The organism is Streptomyces sp. NPDC008150, assembly GCF_042956945.1.
In the GTDB taxonomy this organism is placed as follows: domain Bacteria; phylum Actinomycetota; class Actinomycetes; order Streptomycetales; family Streptomycetaceae; genus Streptomyces.
Genome location: NZ_JBIBHJ010000015.1, coordinates 1 through 26,370, shown reverse-complemented (window position 1 = coordinate 26,370; position 26,370 = coordinate 1). Strand labels below are relative to the sequence as shown.

The window sequence follows — 26,370 nt, the reverse complement described above, 5'->3', positions numbered from 1 at the left end:
TTCCGGGCCGCAGGGTCGTCCGACCCGGCGCACACGCCCGGTGCCGTGGCCGGGGGCGCGCACACGCCCCGGGGAACGGCGGATCCGACCGGCTCTGTCCCGGAGCCGTGCCGTGAGAAGCGGTGCCCTGGGCACCGGACCGACTGGCCTCACGGCGGCTGCGTCACCAGGCCGCCATGAGATGGGGTGGAACCGCGAGTGGGTAACTCGCTCGTCTGAGCTTAACCCGTCGGTAACGAGCGCGCCAGAGGGAAGTCCGCCCCGGTCCGGCCGCCGACCCGGCGGTCCGAACAGCGTTGCGCACCGGCGTACTTGGGGATACCGGCCCGTTTTCCGCCGTATGTGCCTAGTGTCGGGCGCATGGACGAGGAGTGGAGGGCGCTCGTCGAGCGTCTGCGCGCGGAGTCGGGTGGTACGGCGGCCTACGAGCGACTTGTGGCCGCCGACGGGGACGAGCGTCTCGCTGACGTCCTCACCGCGCCCGGACAGCCGCTGTGGGCAAGGGAGTTGGCGGCCTTCCGGCTGGGGCTGGCGGGAGACCGCCGGGCCTTCGAGGCGCTGGTGCTGCTGCTGAACCACCGCGACCCGCAGCGCTGCGCCTCCGCCGCGCACGCCCTGGCACGGCTCGGCGACCCCCGCACCGCCCGCGCCGCGGCGGCCCTCGCCACCAATGAACTGCGCGCCGCCTACGCCCTGCATCCGGTCCGGCTGCTCGTCGCGCTGCGCGCCCCCGAGGCCGTGCCCGCGCTGATCACCACGCTCCGCCGGCGGCTCGCCCCCCGCGACCCCTACCGCCGGGTCGCCCTCGCCTGCGTCGACGGACTCGGCACCCTCGGCGATCCGCGTGCGGCACCGGTCCTCACCGAGGCGCTGGCCCACCCGGCGCTCGCGGAGGCCGCGGTGAACGCCCTGGGACGCATTCCGCAGCAGCGCTCGCGGGGGTAACCGTCTTCCGGGGCAGTCGAGTTGGTCAGCCGCCCCGGTGAACACCCGCCGCGGAACCGGCCGTCACCCGCCCACGACGGCGAACGCCTCGATCTCCATCAGGAACTCCGGCCCCACCAGTGCGGCGACCTGCACGGCCGAGGAGGCCGGCAGCCGGTCGTCGGGGAGGTGGGCGGCACGGGCCGCGCGGACGGCCGGCATGAACGCCATGTCCGTCACGAAACAGGTGAGTTTGACCACGTCCTCGAAGCCCGCCCCGGCGGCGGCGAGGCAGCGCCGCAGGTTCTCGAAGACCTGCCGGGCCTGCGCGGCCGGGTCGCCCTCGCCGACCAGGGCGCCGTGCTCGTCGAGCGCCAACTGGCCGGACACGGCGACGAGTCGCCCCGACGCGCTGACGACGTGGGCGTAGGCGCTTGCGGGGGCGACCCCGGCGGGGGCGACGATCCTGGTCGGTTCACTCATACGGCCATGGTGGACCACCGGCACGACGCCGCCCCCGGCGGGACCTCACGGGGAGGTTCGGCCGGGGGCGGCGGGAGTGCCGGGTGCCGCCGGTGTCCCGGGCGGTCAGCCGTGGAAGCCGAGCAGGCCGTGCAGCACCGAGCCGCGGGCGCTCGGGGCCAGTTCCTTGGTGCTCTGCGGCTTGGGCTCGGGCTGCTTCGCGCAGACCGCGTCCGCCTCGCCGGTGCCGCGCGGCACCTTGCCGTTGGTGAGGTAGGCCGCCAGGTACGCGTCCAGGCACTTGTTGCCGCTCAGCGTGACGCCGTGGTTCTCGCCGCCGTCCTCGACGACCAGGCTGGAACCGCGCAGCAGCCGGTGCATGGACGCGCCGCCCTGGAAGGGCGTCGCCGCGTCGGCGGTGGCCTGGAAGAGCAGTACCGGCGGAAGCTCGCCGTTGGCGACGTTCACCGGGCGCAGCGGCCGCGTCGGCCAGGACGCGCAGGGCGCGTTGTACCAGGCGTTGTTCCAGGTCATGAAGGGGGCGCGGTCGTAGGTGTCCCAGTTGTCCTTGCGCCACTGCGCCCAGTCGCGCGGCCACGCCCCGTCCCGGCACTGCACGGCCGCGTACACGCTGTAGCCGTTGTCCCCGGCGGCGTCCACGGCGGCGAAGTTGCCGTAGGCCTCGACGAGCGGACCCGTCTTCCCGCCGTTCGCGTACGCCGAGAAGGCCTTCGCGAGGAAGGGCCAGTAGCCGTTGTAGTAGCCGGCCGGGATGAAGGTGTCCTCCAGTTCGGAGGCCCCGACCTTCTTCTCCGCGGGCTTCTTCGCGAGCGCGGCCCGCATCGCGTACCACTTGTCCTCGACCTTGGCGGGGTCGGTGCCGAGCTTGTACGTCTTGTCGTACTTGGCGATCCAGGCCATGAACGCCCGGTGCCGGTCGTTGAACGCGTCGTCCTGCGAGAGGTTGTCCTCGTACCAGACACCGGTCGGGTCGACGATCGAGTCCAGCACCAGCCGCCGCACGTGCGTCGGGTAGAGCCTCGCGTAGACCGCGCCGAGGTAGGTGCCGTACGAGTAGCCGAAGTAGTTGATCTTCTTGGCGCCGAGCGCCCGCCGGATCGCGTCCATGTCCCGCACGGTGCTCACGGTGTCGATGTACGGCAGCAGGCTCGCGTACTTCTTCCCGCACGCCGCGGCGAACGACTCGACCCGCCGGAGCCCGGCCTGCTCGGTCGCGGGGGACAGGGGCAGCGTGTCCGGCCGCACCGGCTTGAAGTAGCCCGGCACGCAGTCGAGGGCCGGCCTGCTCGCGCCGACGCCGCGCGGGTCGAAGCCGATCACGTCGTACTGCGCCGCCACCTTCGCGGGCAGCGCGTTCGCCACGAACCCGGCGAGCGAGCGTCCGCTGCCGCCCGGTCCGCCGGGGTTCACCAGCAGCGGGCCCTGGTACGTCTTCGCCGTGTGCGGGATGCGGGACAGCGCGACGCTGATCTTCCGCCCGGACGGGTGCGCGTGGTCGAGGGGCACCTCCACCGAGGCGCACTGTTTCGTCGGGTAGTCGGTCGTACCGCACTTCTTCCAGGCGGGCTTCGCGGCCGGGGCGGCGGGCCCGGCCTGGACGGCGCGCGGCGCGCTCGCGTCGGCGGGAGGGGCCATGAGGCTCCCGGCCACGACGACGGCGGCGGCACCGCACAGCACGGCTGCGCGTTTTCTCAACGAGTCCTCCCAGGACGGAGGGGACCGGATCGTGAGTGCCACGGTCCCTCGCGGCATCGTCCCGGAAAGACCGCCCGGAAGAACGCATTCTGGTGACAATTAACCCAATTGGGTCGGGTACTGCCCTCCAATGACCCGGAGTGTCCTCGCGGTGCCCGGCGATCGCCCTCAGAGCAACGACAGTTGCACCGGTCCGGCACCCGCCGGTTCGCCGTGCCCGGCGTGTTCCCCGTGCGGGCGGCCCGCGTACGCCCGGCCGTCGTCCGGTGCGCGGCCGTGGCCGTGGTCCCCGGCGGCAGCCCCGGAGGGCGGCGCGGCCGGGCGGCGCGGCAGGCCGGGGCGCGAGGGGCCGATGCCGTACTCCGCGGCCAGCTCGTGCACCTGACGGGTGATCCGGCGCTGGTACCACTTCGGCGCGTAGGCGCCCTCCGCGTACAGCCGCTCGTACCGCCGCACCAGGTGCGGGTGGTGCTCGCCCAGCCACGCCATGAACCACTCCCGCGCCCCGGGCCGCAGGTGCAGCACCAGCGGGGTCACCGACGTGGCCCCGGCGGCGGCCATCGCCCGTACGGCGTCGCGCAGTTGGTCCGGGCGGTCGCCGAGGAACGGGATCACCGGCGCCATCAGCACGCCGCAGCCGATGCCGGCCTCCCCGAGGGCGCGCACCACGTCGAGGCGGCGTTCGGGCGCCGGGGTGCCGGGCTCGACGGTGCGCCACAGGGCCGTGTCGGTGAAGCCCACGGACACGCTGACGCCGACCTCCGTGACCTCGGACGCCTGGCGCAGCAGGTCGAGGTCGCGCAGGATCAGGGTGCCCTTGGTGAGGATCGAGAAGGGGTTCGCGCGGTCGCGCAGCGCCTCGATGATGCCGGGCATCAGCCGGTAGCGCCCCTCCGCGCGCTGGTAGCAGTCGACGTTCGTCCCCATGGCGATGTGCTCGCCCCGCCAGCGCGGCGACGCGAGGTGGCGGCGCAGCAGGTCGGGCGCGTTGACCTTGACCACGATCTGCGAGTCGAAGCCGAGGCCCGTGTCGAGGTCGAGGTAGCTGTGCGTCTTGCGGGCGAAGCAGTACACGCACGCGTGCGAACAGCCGCGGTACGGGTTGACCGTCCATTCGAACGGCATGCGCGAGGCGCCCGGGACGCGGTTCACGATCGACCGCGCCCGCACCTCGTGGAACGTGATGCCGCGGAATTCCGGGGTGTCGAAGGTACGGGTGGTCACCGCGTCCGCGCCGAACAGTGCGGCGTCGGCCGGACGGCCTGCGGTCTCCACGGCGAGGTTCTCCCAGCGCATGGCACCTCCTCGGTAGCTCTGCCAGCACAATAGAACATATGTTCCCTTGATCGTGCGGAGGCCACCGCCCGGACCGCGGCGGAGGCCCCGCGGGGCCCCGCGGGGCCGCTTCCGGCACCCCCGATTTGGGCGGGCGGGGGCCGGGGTGGTTGGCTTGCCCCCACCCCGAGCACCCAGGTCCTGGAGGAAGTCATGGCGCAGGTCGAGGCCACCACGGAGCGTGTCGTCGCGGCGGACGCGGAGAAGGTGTTCGACGCCCTCGCCGACTACCGCGGCACCCGCGAGAAGCTGCTTCCCGCCCACTTCGGCGAGTACGAGGTCCGCGAGGGCGGCGACGGCGCGGGCACCCTCGTGCACTGGAAGCTCCAGGCCACCAGCAAGCGCGTGCGCGACTGCCTGCTCGACGTCACCGAGCCCACCGACGGTGAACTGGTCGAGAAGGACCGCAACTCCACGATGGTCACCACCTGGCGGGTCACGCCCGCCGGTGAGGGCACGTCCCGCGTCGTCGTGACCACCACCTGGAAGGGTGCCGGCGGCGTCGGCGGTTTCTTCGAGAAGACCTTCGCGCCCAAGGGACTTGGCCGGATCTACGACGAACTGCTCGCCAAACTCGCCGCCGAGGTCGAGAAGTAGACGCCGGGCCGGACCGGCCGCCGTACCGTTGAGAGCCCCAACGAGCCGCCCCGCGCGGTCCGTTGGGGCTCTCGCGTGCGTGCCCGAACTGCCGCGGGCCCCGCGCGGGCCGCTCGTCGGAACCGTGATCGTCACCGGTTCGAGTGGATCTTCGGAGAGCCACGCGTGATCCCGTAACCCCGTGCGCCCGCGCCCAGTTGTCGCCTCAGGCGGCTAAAAGCGCGACAGGTGCGACGAGGGAGCGGTACGTGGGCGGGACGACTCTGGTGCAGGACGCCGTCGAGGTGACGGAGCGGCCCCCGCCGGTCCTCGTCCCGGCATCGGACGCGGCCCCCCGCGCCGGGACGGGCCCCGAGGAGCCCCCGCGCCGGGTGCGGCTCGTCTTCTGCGGGCTGATGCTCGCCCTGCTCCTCGCCGCGCTGGACCAGATGATCGTCGCCACCGCGCTCCCGAAGATCGTCGGCGAGCTGCACGGCCTCGACAAGATGTCCTGGGCGATCACCGCCTACCTGCTCACGTCCACCGTGGGTCTGCCCGTCTACGGCAAGCTCGGCGACCTCCTCGGACGCAAGGGCGTCTTCCAGTTCGCCATCGTCATGTTCGTCATCGGCTCCGCCCTCGCCGGGCGCGCGCAGTCGATGGACCAGCTCATCGCGTTCCGCGCGGTCCAGGGCGTCGGCGCCGGCGGCCTGATGATCGGTGTGCAGGCGATCATCGCGGACATCGTGCCGCCCCGGCAGCGCGGGCGCTTCATGGGCCTGATCGGCGCCGCGTTCGGCCTCGCCTCCGTCGCGGGCCCGCTGCTCGGCGGTTACTTCACCGACCATCTGTCCTGGCGCTGGTGCTTCTACGTCAACGTCCCCTTCGGCCTGGTGACCCTGCTCGTCGTCACCCTCGTCCTCAAGCTGCCCAGGCCCGCCGTGCGGGCGCGCATCGACGTGCCCGGCGTGCTGCTGCTCGCCGCGACGTCGACGTGCCTGGTGCTGCTGACCAGTTGGGGCGGCACCGAGTACGACTGGGACTCCCGGGTCATCCTCGGCCTCGGCGCGGGCGCGGTCGTCGCCGCGGGCCTGTTCGCGCTGGCCGAGCACCGCGCGGCCGAACCCCTCATCCCGCTGCGGCTGTTCCGCGACTCCGTCTTCAACGTCACCGCGCTCGTCGGACTCGTCGTGGGAATGGCGCTGTTCGGCGCCGCGAGCTATCTGCCGACCTTCCTCCAGATGGTGGACGGCGCGTCCGCGACCGAGTCCGGCCTGCTGATGCTGCCCATGATGGGCGGCATCGTCGTCGCGTCCGTCGTCTCCGGCCAGCTCATCAGCCACACCGGGCGCTACCGGATCTACCCGGTGATCGGCGGCGCCCTGTCCTCGCTCGGCATGTGGCTGCTGTCGCGCCTCGACATGGACACGCCGCGGCTGCACTACAGCATCTGGATGGCCGTCCTCGGCGCCGGTATCGGCCTGGTGATGCCCGTCCTCGTCCTCGCCGTGCAGAACTCGGTGCGCCCGGCCGACCTCGGCACCGCCACCAGCGCCAACAACTACTTCCGGCAGATCGGCGGCAGCGTCGGCGCCGCCGTCTTCGGCACCCTCTTCGCGGGACGGCTCACCGACTCCCTGGCCGCCAACCTGCCGCGGGACGCGGGCGGTTCGGCGGGCGGCGCCGCGCGGCTGCCCGACCCGGAGTCCCTCACGCCGCAGCTCGTGCACGCCCTGCCCGCGCCCCTGCGCGACGCCTACATGCGGGCGTACGTGGACGCCATGCCGCGGATCTTCCTGTACCTCGTGCCGGTGCTCGTCCTCGGCCTGGTCCTCGCCTTCTTCCTCAAGGAGAAACCACTGGTGTCCCACAACGCCCCCGCCGTCGGCCCGGAGACCGCGCGGCCCGCCGACTCCGTGCCGCAGGCCGTCACCGCCGCCGTGCCGCAGGCGCGTGCCGCGCACGGCGGTATCCCCGTGTGCGGCACCGTGCAGCACCCCGACGGGACCGTCGTCCCGCACGCCGCGCTCACCCTCATCGACGTCGCGGGCGCCCAGGTCGGGCGCGGCGCCAGCGGCGAGGACGGCCGCTACGCGCTGGCCACCCCGGGCACCGGCGCCTACGTCCTGATCGCGGCGGCGGGCGGCCACCAGCCCCAGGCCGTGTCGGTCACCGTCGGCGAGCGACCCGTCGAGCTCGACGTGGTCCTCGGCGGGGCGGGACGCCTCGCCGGCGCCGTCGTCACCGCCGACGGAACTCCCGTACGGGACGCCACCGTCACGCTCACCAACGTGCACGGCGAGGTCGTCTCCAGCACCCGCAGCGGGCGCGAGGGCGGCTACGTCATCACCGAGCTCGTCGCCGGCGAGTACACCCTCGCGGCCAGCGCCCCCGCCTTCCGCCCCGCCGCCCTCCCGGTGAGCGTGCAGTCCTCGCGCGAGACCCGCCAGGACGTCGAACTCGCGGGCGGCGCCGTGCTGCGCGGCACCGTGCGGGCGCCCGGCGGCCGGGTCGTCGAGGACGCGCGCGTCACCCTCCTCGACGCGGCGGGCAACGTCGTCGACACGCTGACCACCGGGCCGGACGGGACCTTCCGGTTCGTCGACCTGTCGTCCGGCGAGTACACCGTCATCGCCGCGGGCTATCCGCCGGTCGCCACCGTGCTCCAGGTCGCGGGCGGCGGGCGCACCGAGCGGGACCTCCAGCTCGGGCACGAGGACTGACCGCGGACCACCCGACGGCGACAGGACGCCCGTGCCCGGCAGCCCCGGGCGCGGGCGTCCGTCGTCGGGTCCGGCGCGCGGGGCCCGCACCCGAGGGGGCCGAGGTGAGGGCGGGGTGCGCGGGGCGCCGGACCGTGTGCGCTCGTCGAACGAGCCGTGAAGGTATGCGCCGGGCGCTTGTGGCGGCCATCGGAGCGCGGTAGGAGACCCTTCTGACCCGTCGCGCGCGACGGGGTCCGTCGTGACCTGAGGAGTGGGGCATGAGCGTGACGGCGCGGTACCGGCAGGCGTGGGAGGAGTTCTGGCGCGAGGCGCCCCGGGAACCCGGCGCGGTGTTCTGGGACGCGGAGCCCGCGCTGACCGCCGGCGTCCACGTGGCCCACTTCGAGCCCCTGCTGCCGGACGCGTCGCTGCCGATGGTGGACCTCGGCTGCGGCAGCGGCACGCAGACCGGGTTCCTCGCCGAGCGCTTCCCGCGGGTCGTCGGCGTCGACCTCGCCGCGGCGGCCGTCGCCCGCGCCCGCCGCGCCGACCCCGGCGGCCGGGCGGACTACCGGGTCCTGGACGCCTCGGACAAGACGGCGGCGCAGGCGCTGCGCGCGGAACTCGGCGACTGCAACGTCTACGTGCGCGGGGTGCTCCATCACTGCGACCCCGACGACCGGCAACAGCTCGTCGACACCCTCGCCGTGCTGGCCGGCGACCGCGGCCGCGCCTTCCTCGTCGAACCGACGGGTGCGGCGGGCCCCCTCCTGCGCCGGCTCGCCCAGGACGGCACGGCCCCGAAGCTCGACCGCGTCCTGCGCCACGGCATCACCCCCGACGGAGTGCCCGACGAGGCGGTCCGCCGCCATCTGCTCTCGGCCGGCCTGCGGATCCTCGCGGCCGGTGAACTCCCCATGACGACAACCGAGTTGACCGACAGCGGCACACGTGTCGTGCTGCCCTCCAAGTGGGTGGTCGCGGGCCGCGCCGGCTGACCGGGCGGTCGCGGGCCGCGGACGCGTCCCGCGGGCGTGCCGGCGTCCCCGGGCGCCGGGGCGTGATCCGGTGCGCGGGAAGCGCGCCGCCCGCGCCCCGCGGGACGCCGGGTACCGGCCCTGCGGTCCTGGCCCAGGGGTTGCACAGCGCGTAGCGTGGCGCGGTATGAAGATCTCCGTGACCGCCGAACACGGCGCCCGGCCGCCGTCGCCGGCCCCGGCCGGCCGCCGTCGTCCCCTCCGCGCCCCGCGACGGGGCCCCGCCTCGTGAAGATCCTCATCAGCGCCGACATGGAGGGCGCCACCGGGGTCACCTGGCCCGCCGACGTACTGCCCGGCACACCCCAGTGGGAGCGCTGCCGGGCGATGTTCACCTCCGACGTCAACGCCGCCGCGCTCGGCTTCTTCGACGGCGGCGCGGACGAGGTGCTCGTCAACGAGGCCCACTGGAGCATGCGCAACCTGCTCCTCGAACGCCTCGACGAGCGCGTGGAGATGCTCACCGGACGCCACAAGTCGCTGTCCATGGTGGAGGGTGTGCAGCACGGCGACGTGGACGGCATCGCCTTCGTCGGCTACCACGCGGGCGCCGGGGCGGAGGGCGTCCTCGCGCACACCTATCTCGCCAACTCCATCACCGGGGTGTGGCTCAACGGCGTACGCGCCAGCGAGGGGCTGCTGAACGCGCGCGTGGTCGCCGAGTACGGCGTGCCCGTCGTGCTGGTCACCGGCGACGACGTCGCCTGCGAGGACGCCCTCGGGTACGCGCCCGGCGCCCTGAAGGTCGCCGTCAAGGACCACGTGTCGCGCTACGCGGCGGTGTGCCGCACCCCGGCGCGCACGGCGTCCGCCATCCACGCGGCCGCCAAGGAGGCCGCCGCCCTCGCCGTGCGGCACGAGCCGGTCGACGCCGGGCCGTTCACCGTGGCGCTGGAGTTCGACGCGGAGCACCTGGCGATGGCCGCCACCGTCGTCCCCGGTGTGGAGCGGGTCGGGGAGCGCCGGGTCGAATACACGAATCCGACGATGTACGAGGGGATCCGTACCTTCAAGGCGGTCACCACGATCGTCTCGGCCGCAGTGGAGGAGCAGTATGGCTGACGAGCAGGCACTGGACGAGGTCGTCCGGTTCACCTCCGACCTCATCCGGTTCGACACCAGCAACCGCGGCGGCGGTGACTGCCGGGAACGCCCCGCCGCCGAGTACGCGGCGGCCCAACTCGCGGGCGCCGGGCTGGAACCCACCCTCCTGGAGCGCACCGGGGGCCGCACCAACGTGGTGGCCCGCATCCCCGGCACCGACCCGTCCGCCGCCGCCCTGCTGGTGCACGGGCACCTGGACGTCGTGCCGGCGCAGGCGGAGGACTGGACCGTGGACCCGTTCTCCGGGGAGGTCCGCGACGGCGTCGTGTGGGGCCGCGGCGCGGTCGACATGAAGAACATGGACGCGATGATCCTGGCCGTCGTCCGGTCCTGGGCCCGGGAGGGCGTGCGGCCCCGGCGCGACATCGTCCTCGCGTTCACCGCGGACGAGGAGGACAGCGCCGCCGACGGCGCCGGGTTCCTCGTGGCCGAGCACGCCGGCCTGTTCGAGGGCTGCACCGAGGCGGTCGGCGAGTCCGGCGCCTACACCTTCCACGACGGCTCGGGCCGCAGCATCTACCCGATCGCGGCGGGGGAGCGCGGCACCGGCTGGATGCGGCTCACCGCCCGCGGCCGGGCCGGTCACGGCTCCAAGGTGAACCACGAGAACGCCGTCACCCGCCTCGCCGCCGCCGTCACCCGCATCGGCGACCACGAGTGGCCGGCGCGCCTGACGCCGACCGTACGGGCCTGCCTCGTCGCGCTCGCCGGACTGTACGACGTCCCCGCCGACCTCGACGACGTGGACGGCCTGCTGACCAAGATCGGGCCCGCCGCCAAGCTCGTCGAGGCGACCGTCCGCAACAGCGCCAACCCGACGATGCTGTCGGCCGGTTACAAGGTCAACGTGATCCCGGGGGCCGCCGTCGCGCACGTGGACGGCCGGTTCCTGCCGGGCACCGAGGCCGAGTTCCGCGCCACGCTCGACGAACTCACCGGCCCGGACGTGGACTGGGAGTTCGCGCACCGCGAAGTCGCCCTCCAGGCACCGGTGGACGCTCCGCTCTTCGCCGGGATGGCGGCCGCCGTGGAGGAGTTCGCGCCCGAGGGGCACGTCGTACCGTTCTGCATGTCGGGCGGCACCGACGCCAAGCAGTTCTCCCGGCTGGGCATCACCGGCTACGGTTTCGCGCCGCTGCGACTGCCCGAGGGGCTCGACTACCAGGCCATGTTCCACGGTGTCGACGAACGGGTCCCGGTGGACGGCCTGCACTTCGGCGTCCGCGTCCTCGACCGCTTTCTGCGCACGGCCTAGACATGGGGGAGAACGAGACCGTGGAGACCCTGCCGTTCGGATCGTGGCCGTCGCCGATCGACGCGGCCCTCGCCGCCGCCCACGACGGGAAGCCGGAGTACGTCGGCTACGTCGGCGACGAGCCGTGGTGGACCGAGCCGCGCCCGGCCGAGGGCGGACGCCGCACCCTCGTGCGCAAACGCACGGACGGTGTCGAGGAGTCGGTGCTGCCGGCCCCGTGGAACGTCCGCAGCCGCGTCCACGAGTACGGCGGCCGCCCCTGGACCGCCGCGCGGACCGAGGACGGTCCGCTGGTCCTGTTCGTGAACTTCGCCGACCAGCGCCTGTACCGGTACGGGCCGGACGACCGCGAACCCCTGCCCCTCACCCCGGTCTCGCCGGTCGGCGGCGGACTGCGCTGGGTGGAGCCCCAACTCGTCCCGGAACGCGGCGAGGTGTGGTGCGTCCTGGAGGAGTTCACCGGCGAGGGGCCCTCCGACGTGCGACGCGTGGCGGCCGCGGTCCCGCTCGACGGCTCAGCCGCCGAGAACCGCGCGGCGGTGCGTGAACTCGCTCCCGAACAGCACCGGTTCGTCACCGGGCCGCGGCTGTCGCCGGACGGCGGCCGTGCCGCCTGGCTGGCCTGGGACCACCCCCGGATGCCGTGGGACGGCACCGAACTGATCACCGCCGAGGTCGGCCCGGACGGCACCCTGCACGGCGCGCGCAGGGTCGCGGGCGGCCCCGACGAGTCCGTCGCCCAGGCCGAATGGGCGGCCGACGGCGCCCTGTTGTACGCGAGCGACCGCACCGGCTGGTGGAACCTCTACCGCGACGGCGTACCGCTGTGCCCGCGCGAGGAGGAGTTCGGCGGCGCGCTGTGGAAGCTCGGCCAGCGCTGGTTCGCGCCGCTGGACAACGGCCTCGTCGCCGTCGTGCACGGCAGGGGCGCCGGCCTGCTCGGGATACTCGACCCGGAGTCGGGCGAGGTCGTCGACTGCGCCGGCCCCTGGACCGAGTTCGACGCCACGCTCGCGACGCACGGCGAACGCGTCCTCGCGATCGGCGCCAGTCCGCGCAGCGCGTACGAGGTCGTCGAACTGGACGCGCGCACCGGGCACGCACGGGTCACCGGCGCCGCCCACCACGACCCGGTGGACCCCGCCCACTACCCCGAACCGCAGATCCGTACCTTCACCGGACCCGCCGGGCGCGACGTCCACGCCCACATCTACCCGCCGCACAGCCCGAGTTGCGCCGGACCGCACGACGAGCGGCCCCCGTACGTGGTGTGGGCGCACGGCGGTCCCACGAGCAGGTCGCCGCTCGTGCTCGACCTGGAGATCGCCTACTTCACCTCGCGCGGCATCGGCGTCGCGGAGGTCAACTACGGCGGCTCCACCGGGTACGGCCGCGAGTACCGCAACCGGCTGCGCGAGGAGTGGGGCGTCGTCGACGTCGAGGACTGCGCGGCCGTCGCCCTCGCCCTCGCCGACGAGGGCACCGCCGACCGCACCCGGCTGGCCGTGCGCGGCGGCAGCGCGGGCGGCTGGACCACCGCGGCGTCCCTGGCCGGCACCGACGTCTACGCCTGCGGCACCGTCCGCTACCCCGTCCTCGACCTCGGGGGCTGGGCCACCGGCGGCACCCACGACTTCGAGTCGCGGTACCTGGAGAGTCTGGTCGGGCCGCTCGCCGAGGTCCCGGCCCGGTACGCCGAGCGCTCGCCCGTCGAGCACGCCGACGGCATCACCGTGCCGTTCCTGCTGCTCCAGGGCCTCGCCGACGTGATCTGCCCGCCCGCGCAGTGCGAACGGCTGCTGGAGCGCATCGCGGGACGCGGGGTGCCGCACGCGTACCTCGCCTTCGAGGGGGAGGGCCACGGTTTCCGCAGGACCGACACCCTGGTCCGCTCGCTGGAGGCCGAACTCTCGCTGTACGCCCAGGTGTTCGGGCTCGACGTGCCCGGTGTGCCACGCCTGGGCCTGACCGTCTGACCCGCCGGCCCCAGGGGGTCGCGCCGACCGCGGCCCCCGTCGACGAAGGAGCGCGATCCCGGTGCAGGAACCGGTGCAGGAACTTGTCAGGCCGCGTCGGCTGGCCCCCGGTGCGCGGGTGGCCGTGGTGTCCACCAGCGGCCCGGTGCCGGAGGAGCGGGTGCAGGCGGGGCTCGACATCCTGCGCGGCTGGGACCTCGACGCCGTGGCCGCGCCCCATGTGCTGGACCGGCACGGCGAGTTCGGCTACCTGGCGGGCACCGACCAGGACCGTGCCGCCGACCTCCAGAACGCCTGGTGCGACCCGGCCGTCGACGCGGTCCTCGTCTCGCGCGGCGGCTACGGGTCGCAGCGCGTCGTGGACCTCCTGGACTGGGACGCCCTGCGGGCGGCCGGCCCGAAGGTGCTCGTCGGCTTCAGCGACGTCACCGTGCTGCACGAGGCGTTCGCCCAGCGCCTCGGTCTCGCCACCCTGCACGGACCGATGGCCGCGGCCATGGACTTCCTGAAGAACGAACAGGCCCAACTGCACCTGCGCGCAACGCTGTTCGCGCCCGAGACGGTCCGTGTCATCACCGGCCCCGGCAGTGCGGCGATGGTCCCCGGCCGGGCGCGCGGAGTCCTGCTCGGCGGCTGCCTGAGCCTGCTCGCCTCCGAACTCGGCACGCCGCACGCCCGCCCCGGCGCGCGCGGCGGACTGCTCTGCCTGGAGGACGTCGGGGAGGAGACGTACGAGGTCGACCGGCTGCTCACGCAACTGCTGCGCGCCCGCTGGCTCGACGGCGTGCGCGGGGTGCTGCTCGGCTCGTGGGAGAACTGCTCGCCCTACGAGCGGCTGCGGCCGTTGCTCCTCGACCGGCTCGGCGGCCTCGGGGTGCCGGTGGTCGAGGAGTTCGGCTTCGGCCACTGCGCGGGGGCGCTGACGGTCCCGCTCGGCGTCATGGCCGAACTCGACGCGGAGGCGGGCACGTTGACCCTGGACGAACCGGCGCTGCGCTGACCCGGCGGGCCGTCGCGGTGCGTGGGCGCGTGCCGGACGCCGGTTCGTCCGCTCCGGCGCCGTTCACCCGTACGCAGCAGCCCCGGTGCCCGCACCGGGGCGCTCGCCGTGCGGGCACCGGGGCGGCGCCCCATGCTGGTCCCATGAGACCGAAGACCGTACAGACCGCCCCGGACGTCGGCGCGGACGGCAGCCCGTCCAAGTTCCTGACCCCCTCCCGGATCGCCGTCCTTGTCCTCGTCGCGCTGGGTCTCGTCTTCATCTTCGAGAACACGCACTCCGTGCGGATCCGGCTGCTGGTCCCCGTCGTGACGATGCCGCTGTGGGGGGCGCTGCTCATCACCGCGGTCATCGGCGGGCTGGCCGGGGCGTACCTGGTCCGGCGCCGGCCGCCCCGGAGCCGCTGACCCGGAACGGCGTGGCACTCGCGGCGGCCGTCGGCGTAGGGTGACCGCGTGCCGCACACCGTCTCCCGATACGTCGCCGAAGGGCCCCGCGTGGGCCTGCGCCCCTTCACCGCCGAGGACGCCGCGGAGTTCACCGCGCGGGTCGCGGAGAGCAAGGACCTGCACCACCCGTGGCTCGCGCCGCCGGCCGACGCGGTCGCCTACGCGGCGTACGCGGCCCGGCTGAACGAGGACCCCACCAAGGCCGGGTTCCTGGTCTGCGAGAAGGACGCCGGACCCGGCGGGGACGCGGGCGCGATCGCCGGGTTCGTCAACATCAACAACATCGTCGCGGGCGCCTTCCGCAGCGGGGCCCTCGGCTACGGGGCCTTCGCGCACGCGGCGGGGCGCGGGCTCATGCGCGAGGCGCTCGGCCTCGTCGTGGCGCGGGCGTTCGGACCCCTGGGCCTGCACCGGCTGGAAATCAACGTCCAGCCGGGCAACACCGCCTCCATCGCCCTCGCCCGTGCCTGCGGCTTCCGCCTGGAGGGCTACTCCCCGGACATGCTGTTCATCGACGGCGCGTGGCGCGACCACGAGCGGTGGGCCCTCACGTCCGAGATGCGCCCCTCCCGCGCACGGCCGCGCGCAACCGCCCGCTGACGGCCGCCCCGCGCGCGGCCGGACGTCAGGCCGGGTCGCCGGAGCGGTCGGCGTACTCGTACACCGTCCCGTCGGGATGCATGGCGATCAGGTTGCGGCCCGCCGGTGTCGGGATCGGGCCCGCGATGATGCGGGCGCCCAGGGCGGACAGCACCTGGTGGGCCTCCGTGACGTCCTTGACGGCGATGGTCGCCGTGACCTTGCGCAGCAGGTCGAGTTCGGCCGCGGGGCCGCTCATCAGCAGGAAGCAGCCGACTGCGGCGACGGAGACCCCGCCGCGCTCGAAACGCTGCGCCCTGGTGCCCGCCAGACGCTCGTAGAAAGGGACCGCGGTCTCCAGGTCGTCGACGCAGACGCGCAGCGTGGTTCCCAGAATCTCCATGCGCGAAAGCCTAGTTGGGGCGTGCGGCGGGTGGAGATCGTTTCGGCCGATCGGCCCGCAGGAGCGAAGACGCCCCCTCGTGACGGAAGGTGACGACACGTCACCTCGTGTGCGCGCCGGGCGCGTTTGCGCACGCCTGTGCGGGTACCCGCAGTCCATGGACCGTTTGGATCAAGGGGAACACCTCGACAGACAGCTCGCCGACCGACTGGCGCTGGCGGCACGCGAGGCCGTCCGCGACGAACTCCGCGAGCAGAGCCGCACCCGACGCCGCGCGACCGCGTACTACGCCGCGTCCGGCGCCGTCGCCCTCTACGCGGGCGCGGCACTCGCCCTCGCCGTCGGCCTGGTCCTCGCGGCCGGGATGCCCGACTGGGCGGCCGCCCTGGTCACCGCGGTGATCCTGGGCGTCGTCGCCCACTTCCTCCGGGGCGCCGCCCACCGGCCCGGCACGGGTTCCGTGCACGGTGGCCCGGACGACGTGATCGGCGGCTCCGCGCCGGCCGCGCCGCCGAGCGGCCTCGGCACCCCCTACCCGACGGTGCCGCCCACGGTGCCCTCCGCCAACGCGGGCGTCACGGGCACACCCGCGCCCATCCCGCAGTCCGGCATCGGCGGCCGGGCCGCCCCGCGCCAGGACGACATCGACCCCGAGGCGTCGCAGCACCTGTGACGCGTGCGGGCCGCGACCGGGTGCCCGAACGTCCGTACCGGGACGTTTGGGCACCCCGCCGCAGGGGGACGCGGAAAGCTTCCACGCGCCCTTCGAAGCACCGCACACCCCCGGGAAGGGAACTCAATGAACACCGCAGAACTCGCCGATCTCGGAAGGCAGTTGCGCGTCGACAGCATCAGGGCCGCCGACGCGGCCGGCTCCGGGCACCCGACGTCCTCGATGTCCGCCGCCGACCTGATGGCCGTCCTGCTGGCGAACCACCTGCGCTACGACTTCGACCGCCCGGACCACCCCGGCAACGACCGCTTCATCCTCTCCAAGGGCCACGCCTCGCCCCTGCTGTACTCCGCCTACAAGGCGGCCGGCGTGGTCGACGACGCCGAGCTGATGACGTTCCGCTCCCTCGGCAGCAGGCTGGAGGGCCACCCCACGCCGAGGCGGCTGCCGTGGGTCGAGACCGCCACCGGCTCGCTGGGCCAGGGGCTGCCGGTCGGCGTCGGCATCGCCATGGCGGGCAAGCGCCTCGACCGCACCGGCTACCGCGTGTGGGTGCTGTGCGGCGACAGCGAGCTGGCCGAGGGGTCCGTCTGGGAGGCCGCCGAGCACGCCGCCTTCGAGAACCTCGACAACCTCGTCGCGATCGTCGACGTGAACCGCCTCGGCCAGCGCGGCCCGACCCGGCACGGCCACGACCTGGACGCCTACGCCCGGCGCTTCGAGGCGTTCGGCTGGCGCACCGTCGAGATCGACGGCCACGACGTGGACGCCGTCGACCGCGCCCTCGGCGAGGCCGCCTCCGCCACCGGCCGGCCGACCGTGATCCTCGCCCGCACCCTCAAGGGCAAGGGCGTCAAGTCCGTCGAGGACCACGAGGGCATGCACGGCAAGCCGCTGCCGGACGCCGAGGAGGCCATCGCCGAGCTGGGCGGGCCCGGCAACCGCACCGTGCACGTGAACGAGCCCCCGGCGGCCGAGCTGCCCGAGCCCGTCCGCACCCACGTGGACCTCCCGGACTTCCCCGAGGGCGAGGAGGTGCCCACCCGCGACGCCTTCGGCAAGGCCCTCGCGGCACTGGGCGCCGCGCGCGGCGACGTCGTCGCCCTGGACGGCGAGGTCGGCGACTCCACCCGCACCGAGGAGTTCGCCGAGGAGTACCCGGACCGCTACTTCGAGTGCTACATCGCCGAGCAGCAGATGGTCGCCGCGGCGGTCGGCCTCGCGGCCCGCGGCAGGGTGCCGTTCGCGACCTCCTTCGCCGCCTTCCTGACCCGCGCCCACGACTTCGTGCGCATGGCGGCCATCAGCGGCAGCGGCATCAACCTGATCGGCTCGCACGCGGGCACCGCCATCGGCCAGGACGGCCCGTCCCAGATGGGGCTGGAGGACCTGGCGATGTTCCGGTCCGTGTACGGCTCGACCGTGCTGTACCCGTGCGACCCCCACCAGACCGCGCGGCTCGTCGCCACCATGGCCGGCCTGGAGGGCGTCCGCTACCTGCGCACCTCGCGCGGCGCCACCCCGCAGCTCTACGGGCCCGGCGAGGAGTTCCCGGTGGGCGGCAGCAAGGTGCTGCGGTCCTCGGACGACGACCGGCTCACCCTGGTCGCCGCCGGGGCCACCGTCCACGAATCGCTGGCCGCGGCGGACGCCCTGGCGGGCGAGGGCATCGCCGTCCGCGTGATCGACCTGTACTCGGTCAAGCCCGTCGACCAGGAGACCCTGCGGCGCGCCGCCGAGCAGACCGGCTGCCTGGTCACCGTGGAGGACCACCACCCGGAGGGCGGTCTCGGCGACGCCGTCGCGGAGGCCTTCGCCGACGGCGGTCCGGTACCGCGCCTGGTACGGCTCGCGGTGCGCGCGATGCCCGGCTCGGCCGCCCCGGACCAGCAGCTGCACGCGGTCGGTATCGACGCGGAGTCGATCGCCGCGGCGGCACGGCTGCTGGTGGAGAAGGCGGTCGTGGCGTAACGCCGCCGCTCGCGCACGGAGGGGGCCCGGAGACCGAGCACGGTCTCCGGGCCCCCTCACGCGCCGTACGGGGGCGGCGTTACGCCACGGGCTTGCGGCACAGGATCTCGCCGTGCAGCACCGCGAACCAGCCGTCCTCCCGGCGTCCCCACTCCCGCCAGGTGTCCGAGATCGCGCCGAGCTGCTCGTGGGTGGCGTGGCCGCCCTCGACGGCGCGCCCCGCGTAGGACGAGGCCACCGTGCGGTCCGCCCACAGGCCGCTCCACCACTCCCGTTCCGCGGGCGTCGAGTACGTCCAGTTGCTGGACGTGGCCGTGACATCGGTGAGACCCGCCGCCAGCGCCCACGACTTCAGCCGCCGCCCGGCGTCCGGCTCGCCCCCGTTGGCCCGCGCGACCCGCTCGTACAGGTCCAGCCAGTCGTCCATGCCGGGTACCTCCGGGTACCAGGTCATGGCCGCGTAGTCGGACTCGCGCACGGCGACGAACCCGCCGGGCTTCGTCACCCGCAGCATCTCGCGCAGCGCCCCGACCGGGTCGCCCAGGTGCTGGAGCACCTGGTGGGCGTGGACCACGCAGAAGGTGGCGTCCGGATACTCCAGCGCGTTGACGTCCGCCACCGCGAAGTCGACGTTGCGCAGGCCCCGTTCGCCCGCCGTCGCCCGCGCCCGCTCCAGTACCTCCGCGGCGTTGTCGACGCCGGTGACGTGGCCGTCGGGCACCAGCTCGGCCAGGTCGGTGGTGATGGTGCCCGGCCCGCAGCCGATGTCCAGGATCCGCATGTGCGGCTTCAGCGAACCGAGCAGGTAGGCCGCGGAGTTGGCGGCGGTCCGCCAGGTGTGCGAGCGGAGCACCGACTCGTGGTGGCCGTGGGTGTAGACGGCGGTCTCGTGCGGCTTCGTCCCCTGCGGATTCGGCATGGCTGTTGCCCCTCTGCGTCTTTGCGTCTTGGCGTACCCGCCCGCGTCGCACGCCGTGGCGCGACCGGACGGCACCGTCCCGGGCGGTCCCGGGGCGATGACGTCACCGTACGCGCGCATGCCGAATGGTGAGACCCACGTATCGCGATGTGGACTGACGGAACGTCAGAAAAGACCGGAGGCGCGGCCGGACGGCCGCGCCCCCGGTCGTGGCCCGGTCACGGGCGCGGGCCGCTCAGGCGCCGGTCCCGCCGATCAGGGGCCGCGGCAGCGGGCGGTACACGCTCAGCGCGCGCGGCAGCTTCTCCAGCGTCACCTCGCCCTGCACCTCGATGACCTCGCCGTCGTACGCGAGGAGGGTGCCGGGACCGACGCCCGTCAGGCGCAGCCGGCTCACCTGCACCGCGGCGTGCGCGGGGGAGCGGGTCAGCGGGCCCGCCACGGCCGCGGACAGCAGGCGCAGCGCGGGGCGCCGTCCGCCGTGCACGACGCGGACGTCGAGCTTTCCGTCCGCCAGGTCGAGCCGGCGACCCGGTGTCAGGCCCATGCGGTGGTACATGCCGTTCCCGGCGAAGAGCAGCCACAGGGGCCGCGTCTCGTCGCCCACGACCGCCTCCAGCGGGTGCCGGTCGGCCCGCAGCACGCGCAGCGCCGCGACCACCCCGGCCGGCCAGCCGCCGATGCGGGGGGACCAGCGCTCCCGCTCGCGCACCAGCTCCGGGTAGACACCCAGGCTGAACGTGTTGAGGAAGACGCCGCCCACCCCGTCCGAGGTGAACCGGCCCACGTCCGCGCGGACGCCCTCGCCCTGCTCCAGGGCGCGCACCAGGTCACGGGCGTCCTCGACCCCGAGGTCGTACGCGAAGTGGTTGAGGGTGCCGCCGGGCAGCACGGCGAGCGGCAGGCGGTGCTTCAGGGCGACGCCCGCGGCCGTGTTCACCGTGCCGTCGCCGCCGCAGACACCCAGGACGCGCGCGCGTGCCGCCGCCTTCTCCAGCTCGGCCGCGACCTCCTCGGGCGGGGCCTCCACCACCTCGGCCCGCGGCAGGGCGTCCCGCAGCGCCCGCACCCGCTCGGAGGTGCCGGACGCGGTGTTGGCGACCATGACCAGGCCCTCGCCCTCCTCCAGCGCGGGCAGCTCCACCTGCGGCCGGGCCGGCGGCGTGAGCTGCGCGCGCGTCGGCACCATGCCCCGCACCGCGTAGGCGGCGCCCACCCCGAGGGCGGCGCCCGCGAGGACGTCGCTCGGGAAGTGCACGCCCGTGTACACGCGCGACAGCGCCACGGAGGCGGCCACCGGCGCGACCGCCGCACCCCACGCGGGGGACTCCAGCGCCACCCCCGCCGCGAAGGCCGCCGCCGACGCCGCGTGCCCGGACGGGAACGACGTGGTGATCGGCTGCCGCTTCAGACGGCGGGTCGAGGGCACCGCGTCCAGCACCGGCCGGGCACGGCGCACGCTGCGCTTGCCGAGGGTGTTGATGGTGACCGAGGCCAGGGTGAGGGAGGCGAGACCGCGGGCGGCGGCCCGGCGGGCCCGCGGGGTGCGGCTCGCGGCCAGGGCGGCGGCCGTCGCGAACCACAGCACACCGTGGTTCGCGCTCCTGCTCAGCCGGGGCAGGATCTCCTCGCCGCCGGGCCAGTGCCGGGTGGCGGCCGTCTCGAAGAGTCGGTGGTCCAGGGCCAGGAACCGGTCCCGCAGCAGGTGGCGGCCGGGCTTCAGGGCGGTGAGGTCGACGTCGGGGCTCATGGGTGACGCGTACCCTGAAGTGGCCGTTTCTTGTTCCCGGCGCGCCGCCGGGTCCCGACGACGTTGGCGGGACAGCGCACCCGCCGCGGCACGGGGACGGGCGGGAACACGCGACGGCCGCCCGTTCCCCCTCCAGAAAGGCAGCGCATGCGTCTGCTCCTCGTCCGTCACGGCCAGACCCCCTCCAACGTGGACCACCTGCTGGACACGGCGCTCCCCGGACCCGGTCTGACCGACCTCGGACACCGGCAGGCCGCCGCCCTCCCGCGGGCCCTCGCGGACGAGGACATCGAGGCGCTCTACGCCTCCACCCTGGTGCGCACGCAGCTCACCGCGGCCCCGCTGGCGGCGGCCCGCGCGCTCGACGTCGTGGTCCGCGACGGCATCCGCGAGGTGATCGCCGGCGACCTGGAGAAGCTGCCCGGCGAGAGCGAGGCCGGGGAGACGTACATGCGCGTGGTCTTCGCCTGGGCCGCCGGCGACACCGCCGTACGGATGCCCGGCGGCGAGAACGGCGTCGAGGCGCTGGCCCGCTACGACGCCGTCGTGGCGGAGGCGGCCCGCAGCGGTGCGGCGACCGTCGCGCTGGTCAGCCACGGCGCCGCCATACGGATGTGGACGGCCGCCCGCGCGGACAACGTCGACGTCGCCTTCGCCGCCGCGCACCCGCTCGACAACACCGGTGTGGTGATCCTCGACGGCTCGCCGGACGACGGCTGGAAGGCGCTGACCTGGGCGGGCGCGGCCGTCGAGTCCGGCGCCCCGGCGGCGGACGGCGGGCCCGCCGGGCAGCCGTTCGACACGGCGGAGTGAGCCGCCGGCCGGCCGCCGCGACGGTCCGGGACCGGCCGCGCGGAGGCGGTGCGCGGCACCGGCCGGACCGATAACGAATTGCCCGTCCGCACGCCCGCCCCGCACAATGCGCTCTCATGGGACATCTGGAAGCCGCGCACCTCGAATACGTCCTCCCCGACGGGAGGCCGTTGCTGGGCGACGTGTCCTTCCGGGTGGGAGAGGGGGCCGTCGTGGCCCTCGTCGGACCCAACGGGGCGGGCAAGACGACCCTGCTGCGGCTGATCTCGGGCGAGCTGGCGCCGCACGGCGGCACCGTCACCGTCAGCGGCGGCCTCGGCGTCATGCGCCAGTTCGTCGGTTCGGTGCGCGACGAGACGACCGTGCGGGACCTGCTCGTGTCGGTGGCGCCGCCGCGCATCCAGGAGGCGGCCCGCGCCGTCGACGAGGCCGAGCACCTGCTGATGACCGTCGACGACGAGGCCGCGCAGCTCCGCTACGCGCAGGCACTCTCCGACTGGGCCGAGGTCCGCGGCTACGAGTCCGAGACCCTGTGGGACATGTGCACCGTCGCGGCCCTCGGCATCCCGTACGAGAAGGCCCAGTGGCGGCAGGTGAGCACCCTCTCCGGCGGCGAGCAGAAGCGGCTCGTGCTGGAGGCGCTGCTGCGCGGCACCGACGAGGTCCTGCTGCTCGACGAGCCCGACAACTACCTCGACGTACCCGGCAAGCGCTGGCTGGAGGAGCGGCTGCGGGAGACCCGCAAGACGGTGCTGTTCGTCTCCCACGACCGCGAACTGCTCGCCCGCGCCGCCGAGAAGCTCGTCTCCGTGGAGCCCGGTCCGGCCGGTGCGGACGCCTGGGTGCACGGCGGCGGCTTCGCCACCTACCACGAGGCCCGGCGCGAACGCTTCGCCCGCTTCGAGGAGTTGAGGCGCCGCTGGGACGAGAAGCACGCCCAGCTGAAGAAACTGGTGCTGAGCCTCCGTCAGGCGGCCTCCATCAGCCACGAGTTGGCGTCCCGCTACGCCGCGGCGCAGACCAGGCTGCGGAAGTTCGAGGAGACGGGCCCGCCGCCCGAGCCGCCGCGCGAGCAGGACATCAAGATGCGGATCAAGGGCGGCCGCACCGGCGTACGCGCCGTCACCGTGGAGCAGTTGGGCCTCACCGGCCTGATGAACCCCTTCGACCTGGAGATCTACCAGGGGGAGCGGGTCGCCGTCCTCGGCTCCAACGGCTCCGGCAAGTCGCACTTCCTGCGGCTCCTCGCCGGGGAGGACGTCGCGCACACCGGCCAGTGGAAGCTCGGCGCCCGCGTCGTGCCCGGCCACTTCGCGCAGACGCACGCCCATCCCGAACTCGTGGGCCGCACCCTCCTGGACATCCTCTGGAAGGAGCACGCCCAGGACCGGGGCGCGGCGATGTCCCGGCTGCGCCGCTACGAGCTGACCGGACAGGCCGAGCGTCCCTTCGACCGGCTGTCCGGCGGGCAGCAGGCCCGCTTCCAGATCCTGCTCCTCGAACTCCAGGGCGTGACGGCCCTGTTGCTCGACGAGCCGACCGACAACCTCGACCTGGAGTCCGCGGAGGCGCTCCAGGAGGGGCTGGAGGCGTTCGAGGGCACGGTCCTCGCCGTCACCCACGACCGCTGGTTCGCCAAGGCCTTCGACCGGTATCTGGTCTTCGGCAGCGACGGCCGCGTCCGCGAGACGCAGGAGCCGGTGTGGGACGAGCGGAGGGTGGAACGGGCGCGCTGAGCGCGGCGCGGGGCCCCCGACTCCGGAGGTGCCCGGAATGTCCGTTCCGGTGAATCTTCGTACAGTGGAGGAAGGTCATCGCACACCGAGAGCGGGGCACACCATGACCGGAGTCGACCCGGGGCGACTGGACGACCAGCAGCTGATGAAGGAGCTGGAGACCATCCACCGCACCCGTCACGACACCCTGCTGTACGGGTCGAACGACGCACTGCGGGTCCACAACAGCCGCATGGCCGCCCTGGAGGGCGAGTACCTGCGGCGCAACCCCCGCCGCCCGGTCGCCGCGGGGCGCACCCGCGAGGGCGCCCGCGAACGTTCCGGTGAGCGCGGCGCGAAGAGGCCCGTCGAGACCGTCGACTCGAAGTTCATGACGGGCACCTGAGCGGACCGGGACGCGGGTACGCGTACGGGGCGCCGGGCAGCGTCTGCGACCTGCCCGGCGCCCCGTACGCGCGTTGCGCGTGAGGCGGGTGATCTCAGGCGGGACCCGCGGCGAACTCGGCGACGAAGGTCTCGCAGAACGCCTTCAGGTCGTCCGGCCTGCGGCTGGTGATCAGCCGGTTCGGGCCGTGGTCGCAGACGTGGACCTGCTCGTCGACCCAGCTGCCGCCGGCGTTGGTGATGTCGGTGCGCAGGCTCGGCCAGGACGTCAGGGTCCGGCCGCGCAGCACGTCGGCCTCCACCAGCGTCCAGGGCGCGTGGCAGATCGCGGCGACCGGCAGACCCCGCGCGAAGAAGTCCGCGGCGAAGGCCACCGCCGCCGCGTCGGTGCGCAGCGCGTCCGGGTTGGCGACACCGCCGGGCAGTACCAGCCCGGCGAAGGTTCCGGCGGACGTGCTCGACACGACCTCGTCGACGGGGAACGTGTCGCCCTTGTCGAGGTGGTTGAACGCCTGGATCTCGCCCTCCTGCGTGGACACGAGCACCGGCTCGTGCCCGGCGTCCAGCACCGCCTGCCAGGGTTCGGTCAGCTCGACCTGTTCGACGCCCTCGGGGGCGGTCAGGAATGCGATGCGCATGGGACGTGCCCTCCTTCCTCTCGTGTTCCTCGCGTACGCGGTGACCGCGGTACGCGCGTGCCCGTCAGCCGGTCGGCGTGGTCGGCGTGGTCGGCGCGGGTGCCGGCGGTCCGGGCGGGGTCTCGCCCGGGAACGGCTCCTGCCGCGGCTCCGGATACCCCTCGGGACGGGAGAGCGGCTCCCCGTCCGGCTCCGCGCGGCTGATGTCGGCCAGCGCCGAGTGCGGGTCCCGGGCCTCCGCGAGGTCGCCGAGGCTCACCATGCCGACCGGCAGGTCGCCGTCCACGACGGGCAGCCTGCGCACGGCGTGCTTGCGCATGAGCGCCACCGCGTCGGCCACCGAGTCGTCGGGGCCCACCAGCAGGGCCGGTGACGTGCACACGGACCGCACGCTCACCGTCATCGGGTCGACGCCCTCGGCGACCGTGCGCACCACGATGTCGCGGTCGGTGAGGACGCCGACGACCTCCTGGCCGTCGGCCACCACCACGTCGCCGATGTCGTGGGTGCGCATGAGCTGGGCGGCCTCGACGAGCGACGAGTCGGGCCGCACCGCGACCACGCCCGCGGTCATGACGTGACGTACCGCGTCCGCGCTCACGCGGTCAGCGCCTCGGCCAGTTCCTGCACGTTCGCGTAGCGCGCCGACCGGGGCAGCCGCTCCAGCGGCTCCACCAGGGGGTCGGGCGCGTGCTCGCGGCGCATGGCGCCGATCAGCTCGCGCGGACCGGCGGGGAAGGCGCCCCTGGTCAGGACACGGGCCAGTTCGAGGCGCACGGAGGCGAACGACGCGGACGGGTCCCCCGGGGCCACCGGGCCGCCGGCCACCTCCGGGTCGTCGTCCGCCGTCGGCTCGGGGTCGTGCCACCCGGCGGACCGCGTGGGGTGCCCGGACCCGAGCAGGCCCCGCAGTTCGTGCTTCATCTCGTCGTCCCGGTGCACGCTCAGCCGGTCACTGCCTCGCTGCATGTCCTCTCCAGATCTTTCGTGGGGGTGACCCTCGTCTTTCGGGGGTGGCCCCCGCGTACCCGGACGACCCCGGACCGACACGGAATCCGTACGACGGATGCGGCGGAACGAGCAGGCCGTACGCGTGTACGTATCTGGTCAGCCGTTCCAGGTCCAGTCGGCGACTTCGGGGAGGTCGGTGCCGTGTTCGCGGATCCAGGCGTGGTGGCGGGTGCGGGTGTCGGCCATGTGCTGGCGGACGCCGGCGGCGCGGACGGCGAGGCCGGGGACGCGGTCGATGACGTCCATGACGAGGCGGTAGCGGTCGAGGTCGTTGCGGACGACCATGTCGAAGGGCGTGGTGGTGGTGCCGGACTCCTTGTAGCCGCGGACGTGGAGGTTGTGGTGCCCGTTGCGGCGGTAGGCGAGGCGGTGGATGAGCCAGGGGTAGCCGTGGTAGGCGAAGATCACGGGCCGGTCGGGGGTGAACAGCCCGTCGTACTCGAACTCGCTCATTCCGTGCGGGTGTTCGCCCTGCGGCAGCAGCCGGGTCATGTCGACCACGTTCACCACCCGCACCGACAGGTGCGGCAGGTGCTCGCGCAGCAGCTGCGCGGCGGCGAGGACCTCCTGGGTGGGCACGTCGCCCGCGCAAGCCAGGACGACGTCGGGGCCGCCGTTCCCGGTACCGCTCCCGCTGCTGTTCCCGGTGCGGTTCTCGGTGCCGGCCCACTGCCACACGCCGGCGCCGCGGGCGCAGTGGGCGCGGGCCTCTTCCATGGTGAGCCAGTCGAAGCAGGGCTGTTTGCCCGCGACGATCACGTTGACGTAGTCGCGGCTGCGCAGGGCGTGGTCGGCGACGGAGAGCAGGGTGTTGGTGTCCGGGGGGAGGTAGACGCGGACGACCTCGGGGCTCTTGTTGAGGACGTGGTCGACGAAGCCGGGGTCCTGGTGGGAGAAGCCGTTGTGGTCCTGGCGCCAGACGTGGGAGGTGAGGAGGTAGTTGAGGGAGGCGAC

At 74.1% G+C, this 26,370-nt stretch carries 23 protein-coding genes and 2 pseudogenes; 15 read left to right on the top strand and 10 right to left on the bottom strand.

The genetic code is table 11. The features are described from left to right. Positions 1–360: 360 nt before the first annotated feature. The gene (locus tag ACFZA0_RS30325) at positions 361–945 is read left to right on the top strand and encodes an adenylosuccinate lyase (protein ID WP_391022849.1); all 585 of its coding nucleotides are present in this window, start codon (positions 361–363) and stop codon (positions 943–945) included. Positions 946–1,008: 63 nt separating this feature from the next. Here the strand turns inward: ACFZA0_RS30325 and ACFZA0_RS30320 are convergent, their stop codons facing one another. The 3 genes from ACFZA0_RS30320 to ACFZA0_RS30310 all read right to left on the bottom strand — a co-directional run bounded on the left by ACFZA0_RS30320 (position 1,009) and on the right by ACFZA0_RS30310 (position 4,398). Further along, on the bottom strand, positions 1,009–1,407 hold the full coding sequence (locus ACFZA0_RS30320; protein ID WP_391022847.1) for a Rid family hydrolase: 399 nt from the start codon (positions 1,405–1,407) through the stop codon (positions 1,009–1,011). Positions 1,408–1,512: 105 nt separating this feature from the next. Beyond that, the gene (locus ACFZA0_RS30315) at positions 1,513–3,102 is read right to left on the bottom strand and encodes an alpha/beta fold hydrolase (protein ID WP_391022845.1); all 1,590 of its coding nucleotides are present in this window, start codon (positions 3,100–3,102) and stop codon (positions 1,513–1,515) included. 168 nt (positions 3,103–3,270) lie between these two features. Further along, on the bottom strand, positions 3,271–4,398 hold the full coding sequence (locus tag ACFZA0_RS30310) for an Rv2578c family radical SAM protein (protein ID WP_391022843.1): 1,128 nt from the start codon (positions 4,396–4,398) through the stop codon (positions 3,271–3,273). Between the two features lie 192 nt (positions 4,399–4,590). Between ACFZA0_RS30310 and ACFZA0_RS30305 the strand changes: the two genes are divergently transcribed. From ACFZA0_RS30305 to ACFZA0_RS30265, 9 genes are all read left to right on the top strand, one after another. Beyond that, positions 4,591–5,034 carry an SRPBCC family protein gene (locus tag ACFZA0_RS30305; RefSeq protein ID WP_391022842.1) on the top strand — a complete coding sequence of 148 codons (444 nt, stop codon included), beginning with the start codon at positions 4,591–4,593 and terminating at the stop codon, positions 5,032–5,034. Positions 5,035–5,282: 248 nt separating this feature from the next. After that, positions 5,283–7,736, top strand: coding sequence for a DHA2 family efflux MFS transporter permease subunit (locus ACFZA0_RS30300; protein ID WP_391022840.1), 2,454 nt, complete (start codon positions 5,283–5,285; stop codon positions 7,734–7,736). 260 nt (positions 7,737–7,996) lie between these two features. Further along, positions 7,997–8,716: a methyltransferase domain-containing protein gene (locus ACFZA0_RS30295; protein ID WP_391022838.1), complete on the top strand. Its 720-nt coding sequence runs from the start codon at positions 7,997–7,999 to the stop codon at positions 8,714–8,716. 267 nt (positions 8,717–8,983) lie between these two features. Then, a complete protein-coding gene (locus ACFZA0_RS30290) occupies positions 8,984–9,817 on the top strand; it encodes a M55 family metallopeptidase (protein ID WP_391022837.1) in 834 nt (277 codons plus the stop codon). Beyond that, entirely contained in the window at positions 9,810–11,114 is a 1,305-nt protein-coding gene (locus ACFZA0_RS30285; protein ID WP_391022835.1) for a M20/M25/M40 family metallo-hydrolase, read from the top strand. The genes ACFZA0_RS30290 and ACFZA0_RS30285 overlap by 8 nt, the downstream gene beginning before the upstream one ends. Positions 11,115–11,116: 2 nt before the next feature. Beyond that, positions 11,117–13,090: a prolyl oligopeptidase family serine peptidase gene (locus ACFZA0_RS30280; protein WP_391022834.1), complete on the top strand. Its 1,974-nt coding sequence runs from the start codon at positions 11,117–11,119 to the stop codon at positions 13,088–13,090. 73 nt (positions 13,091–13,163) lie between these two features. Then, entirely contained in the window at positions 13,164–14,090 is a 927-nt protein-coding gene (locus ACFZA0_RS30275; protein WP_391023195.1) for an LD-carboxypeptidase, read from the top strand. A 143-nt stretch (positions 14,091–14,233) separates the two neighbouring features. Next, entirely contained in the window at positions 14,234–14,497 is a 264-nt protein-coding gene (locus ACFZA0_RS30270; protein WP_391022832.1) for a DUF1049 domain-containing protein, read from the top strand. A gap of 48 nt (positions 14,498–14,545) precedes the next feature. Further along, complete coding sequence (locus ACFZA0_RS30265) at positions 14,546–15,139, top strand: GNAT family N-acetyltransferase (RefSeq protein ID WP_391022830.1); 594 nt, start codon at positions 14,546–14,548, stop codon at positions 15,137–15,139. Between the two features lie 25 nt (positions 15,140–15,164). On the opposite strand, the gene ACFZA0_RS30260 is transcribed toward ACFZA0_RS30265, so the two are convergent. After that, the gene (locus ACFZA0_RS30260) at positions 15,165–15,521 is read right to left on the bottom strand and encodes a VOC family protein (RefSeq protein WP_391022829.1); all 357 of its coding nucleotides are present in this window, start codon (positions 15,519–15,521) and stop codon (positions 15,165–15,167) included. A gap of 157 nt (positions 15,522–15,678) precedes the next feature. Between ACFZA0_RS30260 and ACFZA0_RS30255 the strand changes: the two genes are divergently transcribed. Beyond that, positions 15,679–16,194 (top strand): phage holin family protein, encoded by a 516-nt coding sequence (locus ACFZA0_RS30255; protein WP_391022827.1) that lies wholly within the window; start codon positions 15,679–15,681, stop codon positions 16,192–16,194. Between the two features lie 126 nt (positions 16,195–16,320). Beyond that, the gene (locus ACFZA0_RS30250) at positions 16,321–18,165 is read left to right on the top strand and encodes a transketolase (RefSeq protein WP_391022826.1); all 1,845 of its coding nucleotides are present in this window, start codon (positions 16,321–16,323) and stop codon (positions 18,163–18,165) included. 79 nt (positions 18,166–18,244) lie between these two features. Here ACFZA0_RS30250 and ACFZA0_RS30245 read toward each other — a convergent pair whose 3' ends face one another. Both ACFZA0_RS30245 and ACFZA0_RS30240 read right to left on the bottom strand, forming a co-directional pair. Next, positions 18,245–19,084 (bottom strand): methyltransferase domain-containing protein, encoded by an 840-nt coding sequence (locus tag ACFZA0_RS30245; protein ID WP_391022824.1) that lies wholly within the window; start codon positions 19,082–19,084, stop codon positions 18,245–18,247. Positions 19,085–19,319: 235 nt separating this feature from the next. Then, on the bottom strand, positions 19,320–20,834 hold the full coding sequence (locus ACFZA0_RS30240; protein ID WP_391022823.1) for a phosphatase PAP2 family protein: 1,515 nt from the start codon (positions 20,832–20,834) through the stop codon (positions 19,320–19,322). 147 nt (positions 20,835–20,981) lie between these two features. On the opposite strand from ACFZA0_RS30240, the gene ACFZA0_RS30235 reads away from it, so the two are divergent. From ACFZA0_RS30235 to ACFZA0_RS30225, 3 genes are all read left to right on the top strand, one after another. Then, complete coding sequence (locus ACFZA0_RS30235; RefSeq protein WP_391022821.1) at positions 20,982–21,647, top strand: histidine phosphatase family protein; 666 nt, start codon at positions 20,982–20,984, stop codon at positions 21,645–21,647. Positions 21,648–21,763: 116 nt separating this feature from the next. After that, positions 21,764–23,383, top strand: coding sequence for an ATP-binding cassette domain-containing protein (locus tag ACFZA0_RS30230; RefSeq protein ID WP_391022819.1), 1,620 nt, complete (start codon positions 21,764–21,766; stop codon positions 23,381–23,383). Between the two features lie 103 nt (positions 23,384–23,486). Then, entirely contained in the window at positions 23,487–23,768 is a 282-nt protein-coding gene (locus ACFZA0_RS30225) for a DUF6158 family protein (protein ID WP_391022817.1), read from the top strand. A gap of 94 nt (positions 23,769–23,862) precedes the next feature. Here the strand turns inward: ACFZA0_RS30225 and ACFZA0_RS30220 are convergent, their stop codons facing one another. The 4 genes and pseudogenes from ACFZA0_RS30220 to ACFZA0_RS30205 all read right to left on the bottom strand — a co-directional run. Next, positions 23,863–24,405 (bottom strand): DJ-1/PfpI family protein, encoded by a 543-nt coding sequence (locus ACFZA0_RS30220; RefSeq protein ID WP_391022815.1) that lies wholly within the window; start codon positions 24,403–24,405, stop codon positions 23,863–23,865. Positions 24,406–24,589: 184 nt separating this feature from the next. Further along, positions 24,590–24,979, bottom strand: a pseudogene (locus ACFZA0_RS30215) (CBS domain-containing protein); the annotation flags it as partial. A 23-nt stretch (positions 24,980–25,002) separates the two neighbouring features. Beyond that, positions 25,003–25,374: a DUF2795 domain-containing protein gene (locus tag ACFZA0_RS30210; RefSeq protein WP_391022813.1), complete on the bottom strand. Its 372-nt coding sequence runs from the start codon at positions 25,372–25,374 to the stop codon at positions 25,003–25,005. 138 nt (positions 25,375–25,512) lie between these two features. Beyond that, a pseudogene (locus ACFZA0_RS30205) lies at positions 25,513–26,370 on the bottom strand (phosphoketolase); the annotation flags it as partial.

What these genes read in the sequence shown, in the direction of transcription:
- ACFZA0_RS30230 (WP_391022819.1), top strand. Translation starts at nt 21,764, where the DNA reads ATGGGACATCTGGAAGCCGCGCACCTCGAATACGTCCTCCCCGACGGG.
- ACFZA0_RS30310 (WP_391022843.1), bottom strand. Translation starts at nt 4,398, where the DNA reads ATGCGCTGGGAGAACCTCGCCGTGGAGACCGCAGGCCGTCCGGCCGAC.
- ACFZA0_RS30210 (WP_391022813.1), bottom strand. Translation starts at nt 25,374, where the DNA reads ATGCAGCGAGGCAGTGACCGGCTGAGCGTGCACCGGGACGACGAGATG.
- ACFZA0_RS30220 (WP_391022815.1), bottom strand. Translation starts at nt 24,405, where the DNA reads ATGCGCATCGCATTCCTGACCGCCCCCGAGGGCGTCGAACAGGTCGAG.
- ACFZA0_RS30250 (WP_391022826.1), top strand. Translation starts at nt 16,321, where the DNA reads ATGAACACCGCAGAACTCGCCGATCTCGGAAGGCAGTTGCGCGTCGAC.
- ACFZA0_RS30240 (WP_391022823.1), bottom strand. Translation starts at nt 20,834, where the DNA reads ATGAGCCCCGACGTCGACCTCACCGCCCTGAAGCCCGGCCGCCACCTG.
- ACFZA0_RS30235 (WP_391022821.1), top strand. Translation starts at nt 20,982, where the DNA reads ATGCGTCTGCTCCTCGTCCGTCACGGCCAGACCCCCTCCAACGTGGAC.
- ACFZA0_RS30260 (WP_391022829.1), bottom strand. Translation starts at nt 15,521, where the DNA reads ATGGAGATTCTGGGAACCACGCTGCGCGTCTGCGTCGACGACCTGGAG.
- ACFZA0_RS30325 (WP_391022849.1), top strand. Translation starts at nt 361, where the DNA reads ATGGACGAGGAGTGGAGGGCGCTCGTCGAGCGTCTGCGCGCGGAGTCG.
- ACFZA0_RS30245 (WP_391022824.1), bottom strand. Translation starts at nt 19,084, where the DNA reads ATGCCGAATCCGCAGGGGACGAAGCCGCACGAGACCGCCGTCTACACC.
- ACFZA0_RS30255 (WP_391022827.1), top strand. Translation starts at nt 15,679, where the DNA reads ATGGACCGTTTGGATCAAGGGGAACACCTCGACAGACAGCTCGCCGAC.
- ACFZA0_RS30270 (WP_391022832.1), top strand. Translation starts at nt 14,234, where the DNA reads ATGAGACCGAAGACCGTACAGACCGCCCCGGACGTCGGCGCGGACGGC.
- ACFZA0_RS30225 (WP_391022817.1), top strand. Translation starts at nt 23,487, where the DNA reads ATGACCGGAGTCGACCCGGGGCGACTGGACGACCAGCAGCTGATGAAG.
- ACFZA0_RS30320 (WP_391022847.1), bottom strand. Translation starts at nt 1,407, where the DNA reads ATGAGTGAACCGACCAGGATCGTCGCCCCCGCCGGGGTCGCCCCCGCA.
- ACFZA0_RS30280 (WP_391022834.1), top strand. Translation starts at nt 11,117, where the DNA reads ATGGGGGAGAACGAGACCGTGGAGACCCTGCCGTTCGGATCGTGGCCG.
- ACFZA0_RS30295 (WP_391022838.1), top strand. Translation starts at nt 7,997, where the DNA reads ATGAGCGTGACGGCGCGGTACCGGCAGGCGTGGGAGGAGTTCTGGCGC.
- ACFZA0_RS30305 (WP_391022842.1), top strand. Translation starts at nt 4,591, where the DNA reads ATGGCGCAGGTCGAGGCCACCACGGAGCGTGTCGTCGCGGCGGACGCG.
- ACFZA0_RS30285 (WP_391022835.1), top strand. Translation starts at nt 9,810, where the DNA reads ATGGCTGACGAGCAGGCACTGGACGAGGTCGTCCGGTTCACCTCCGAC.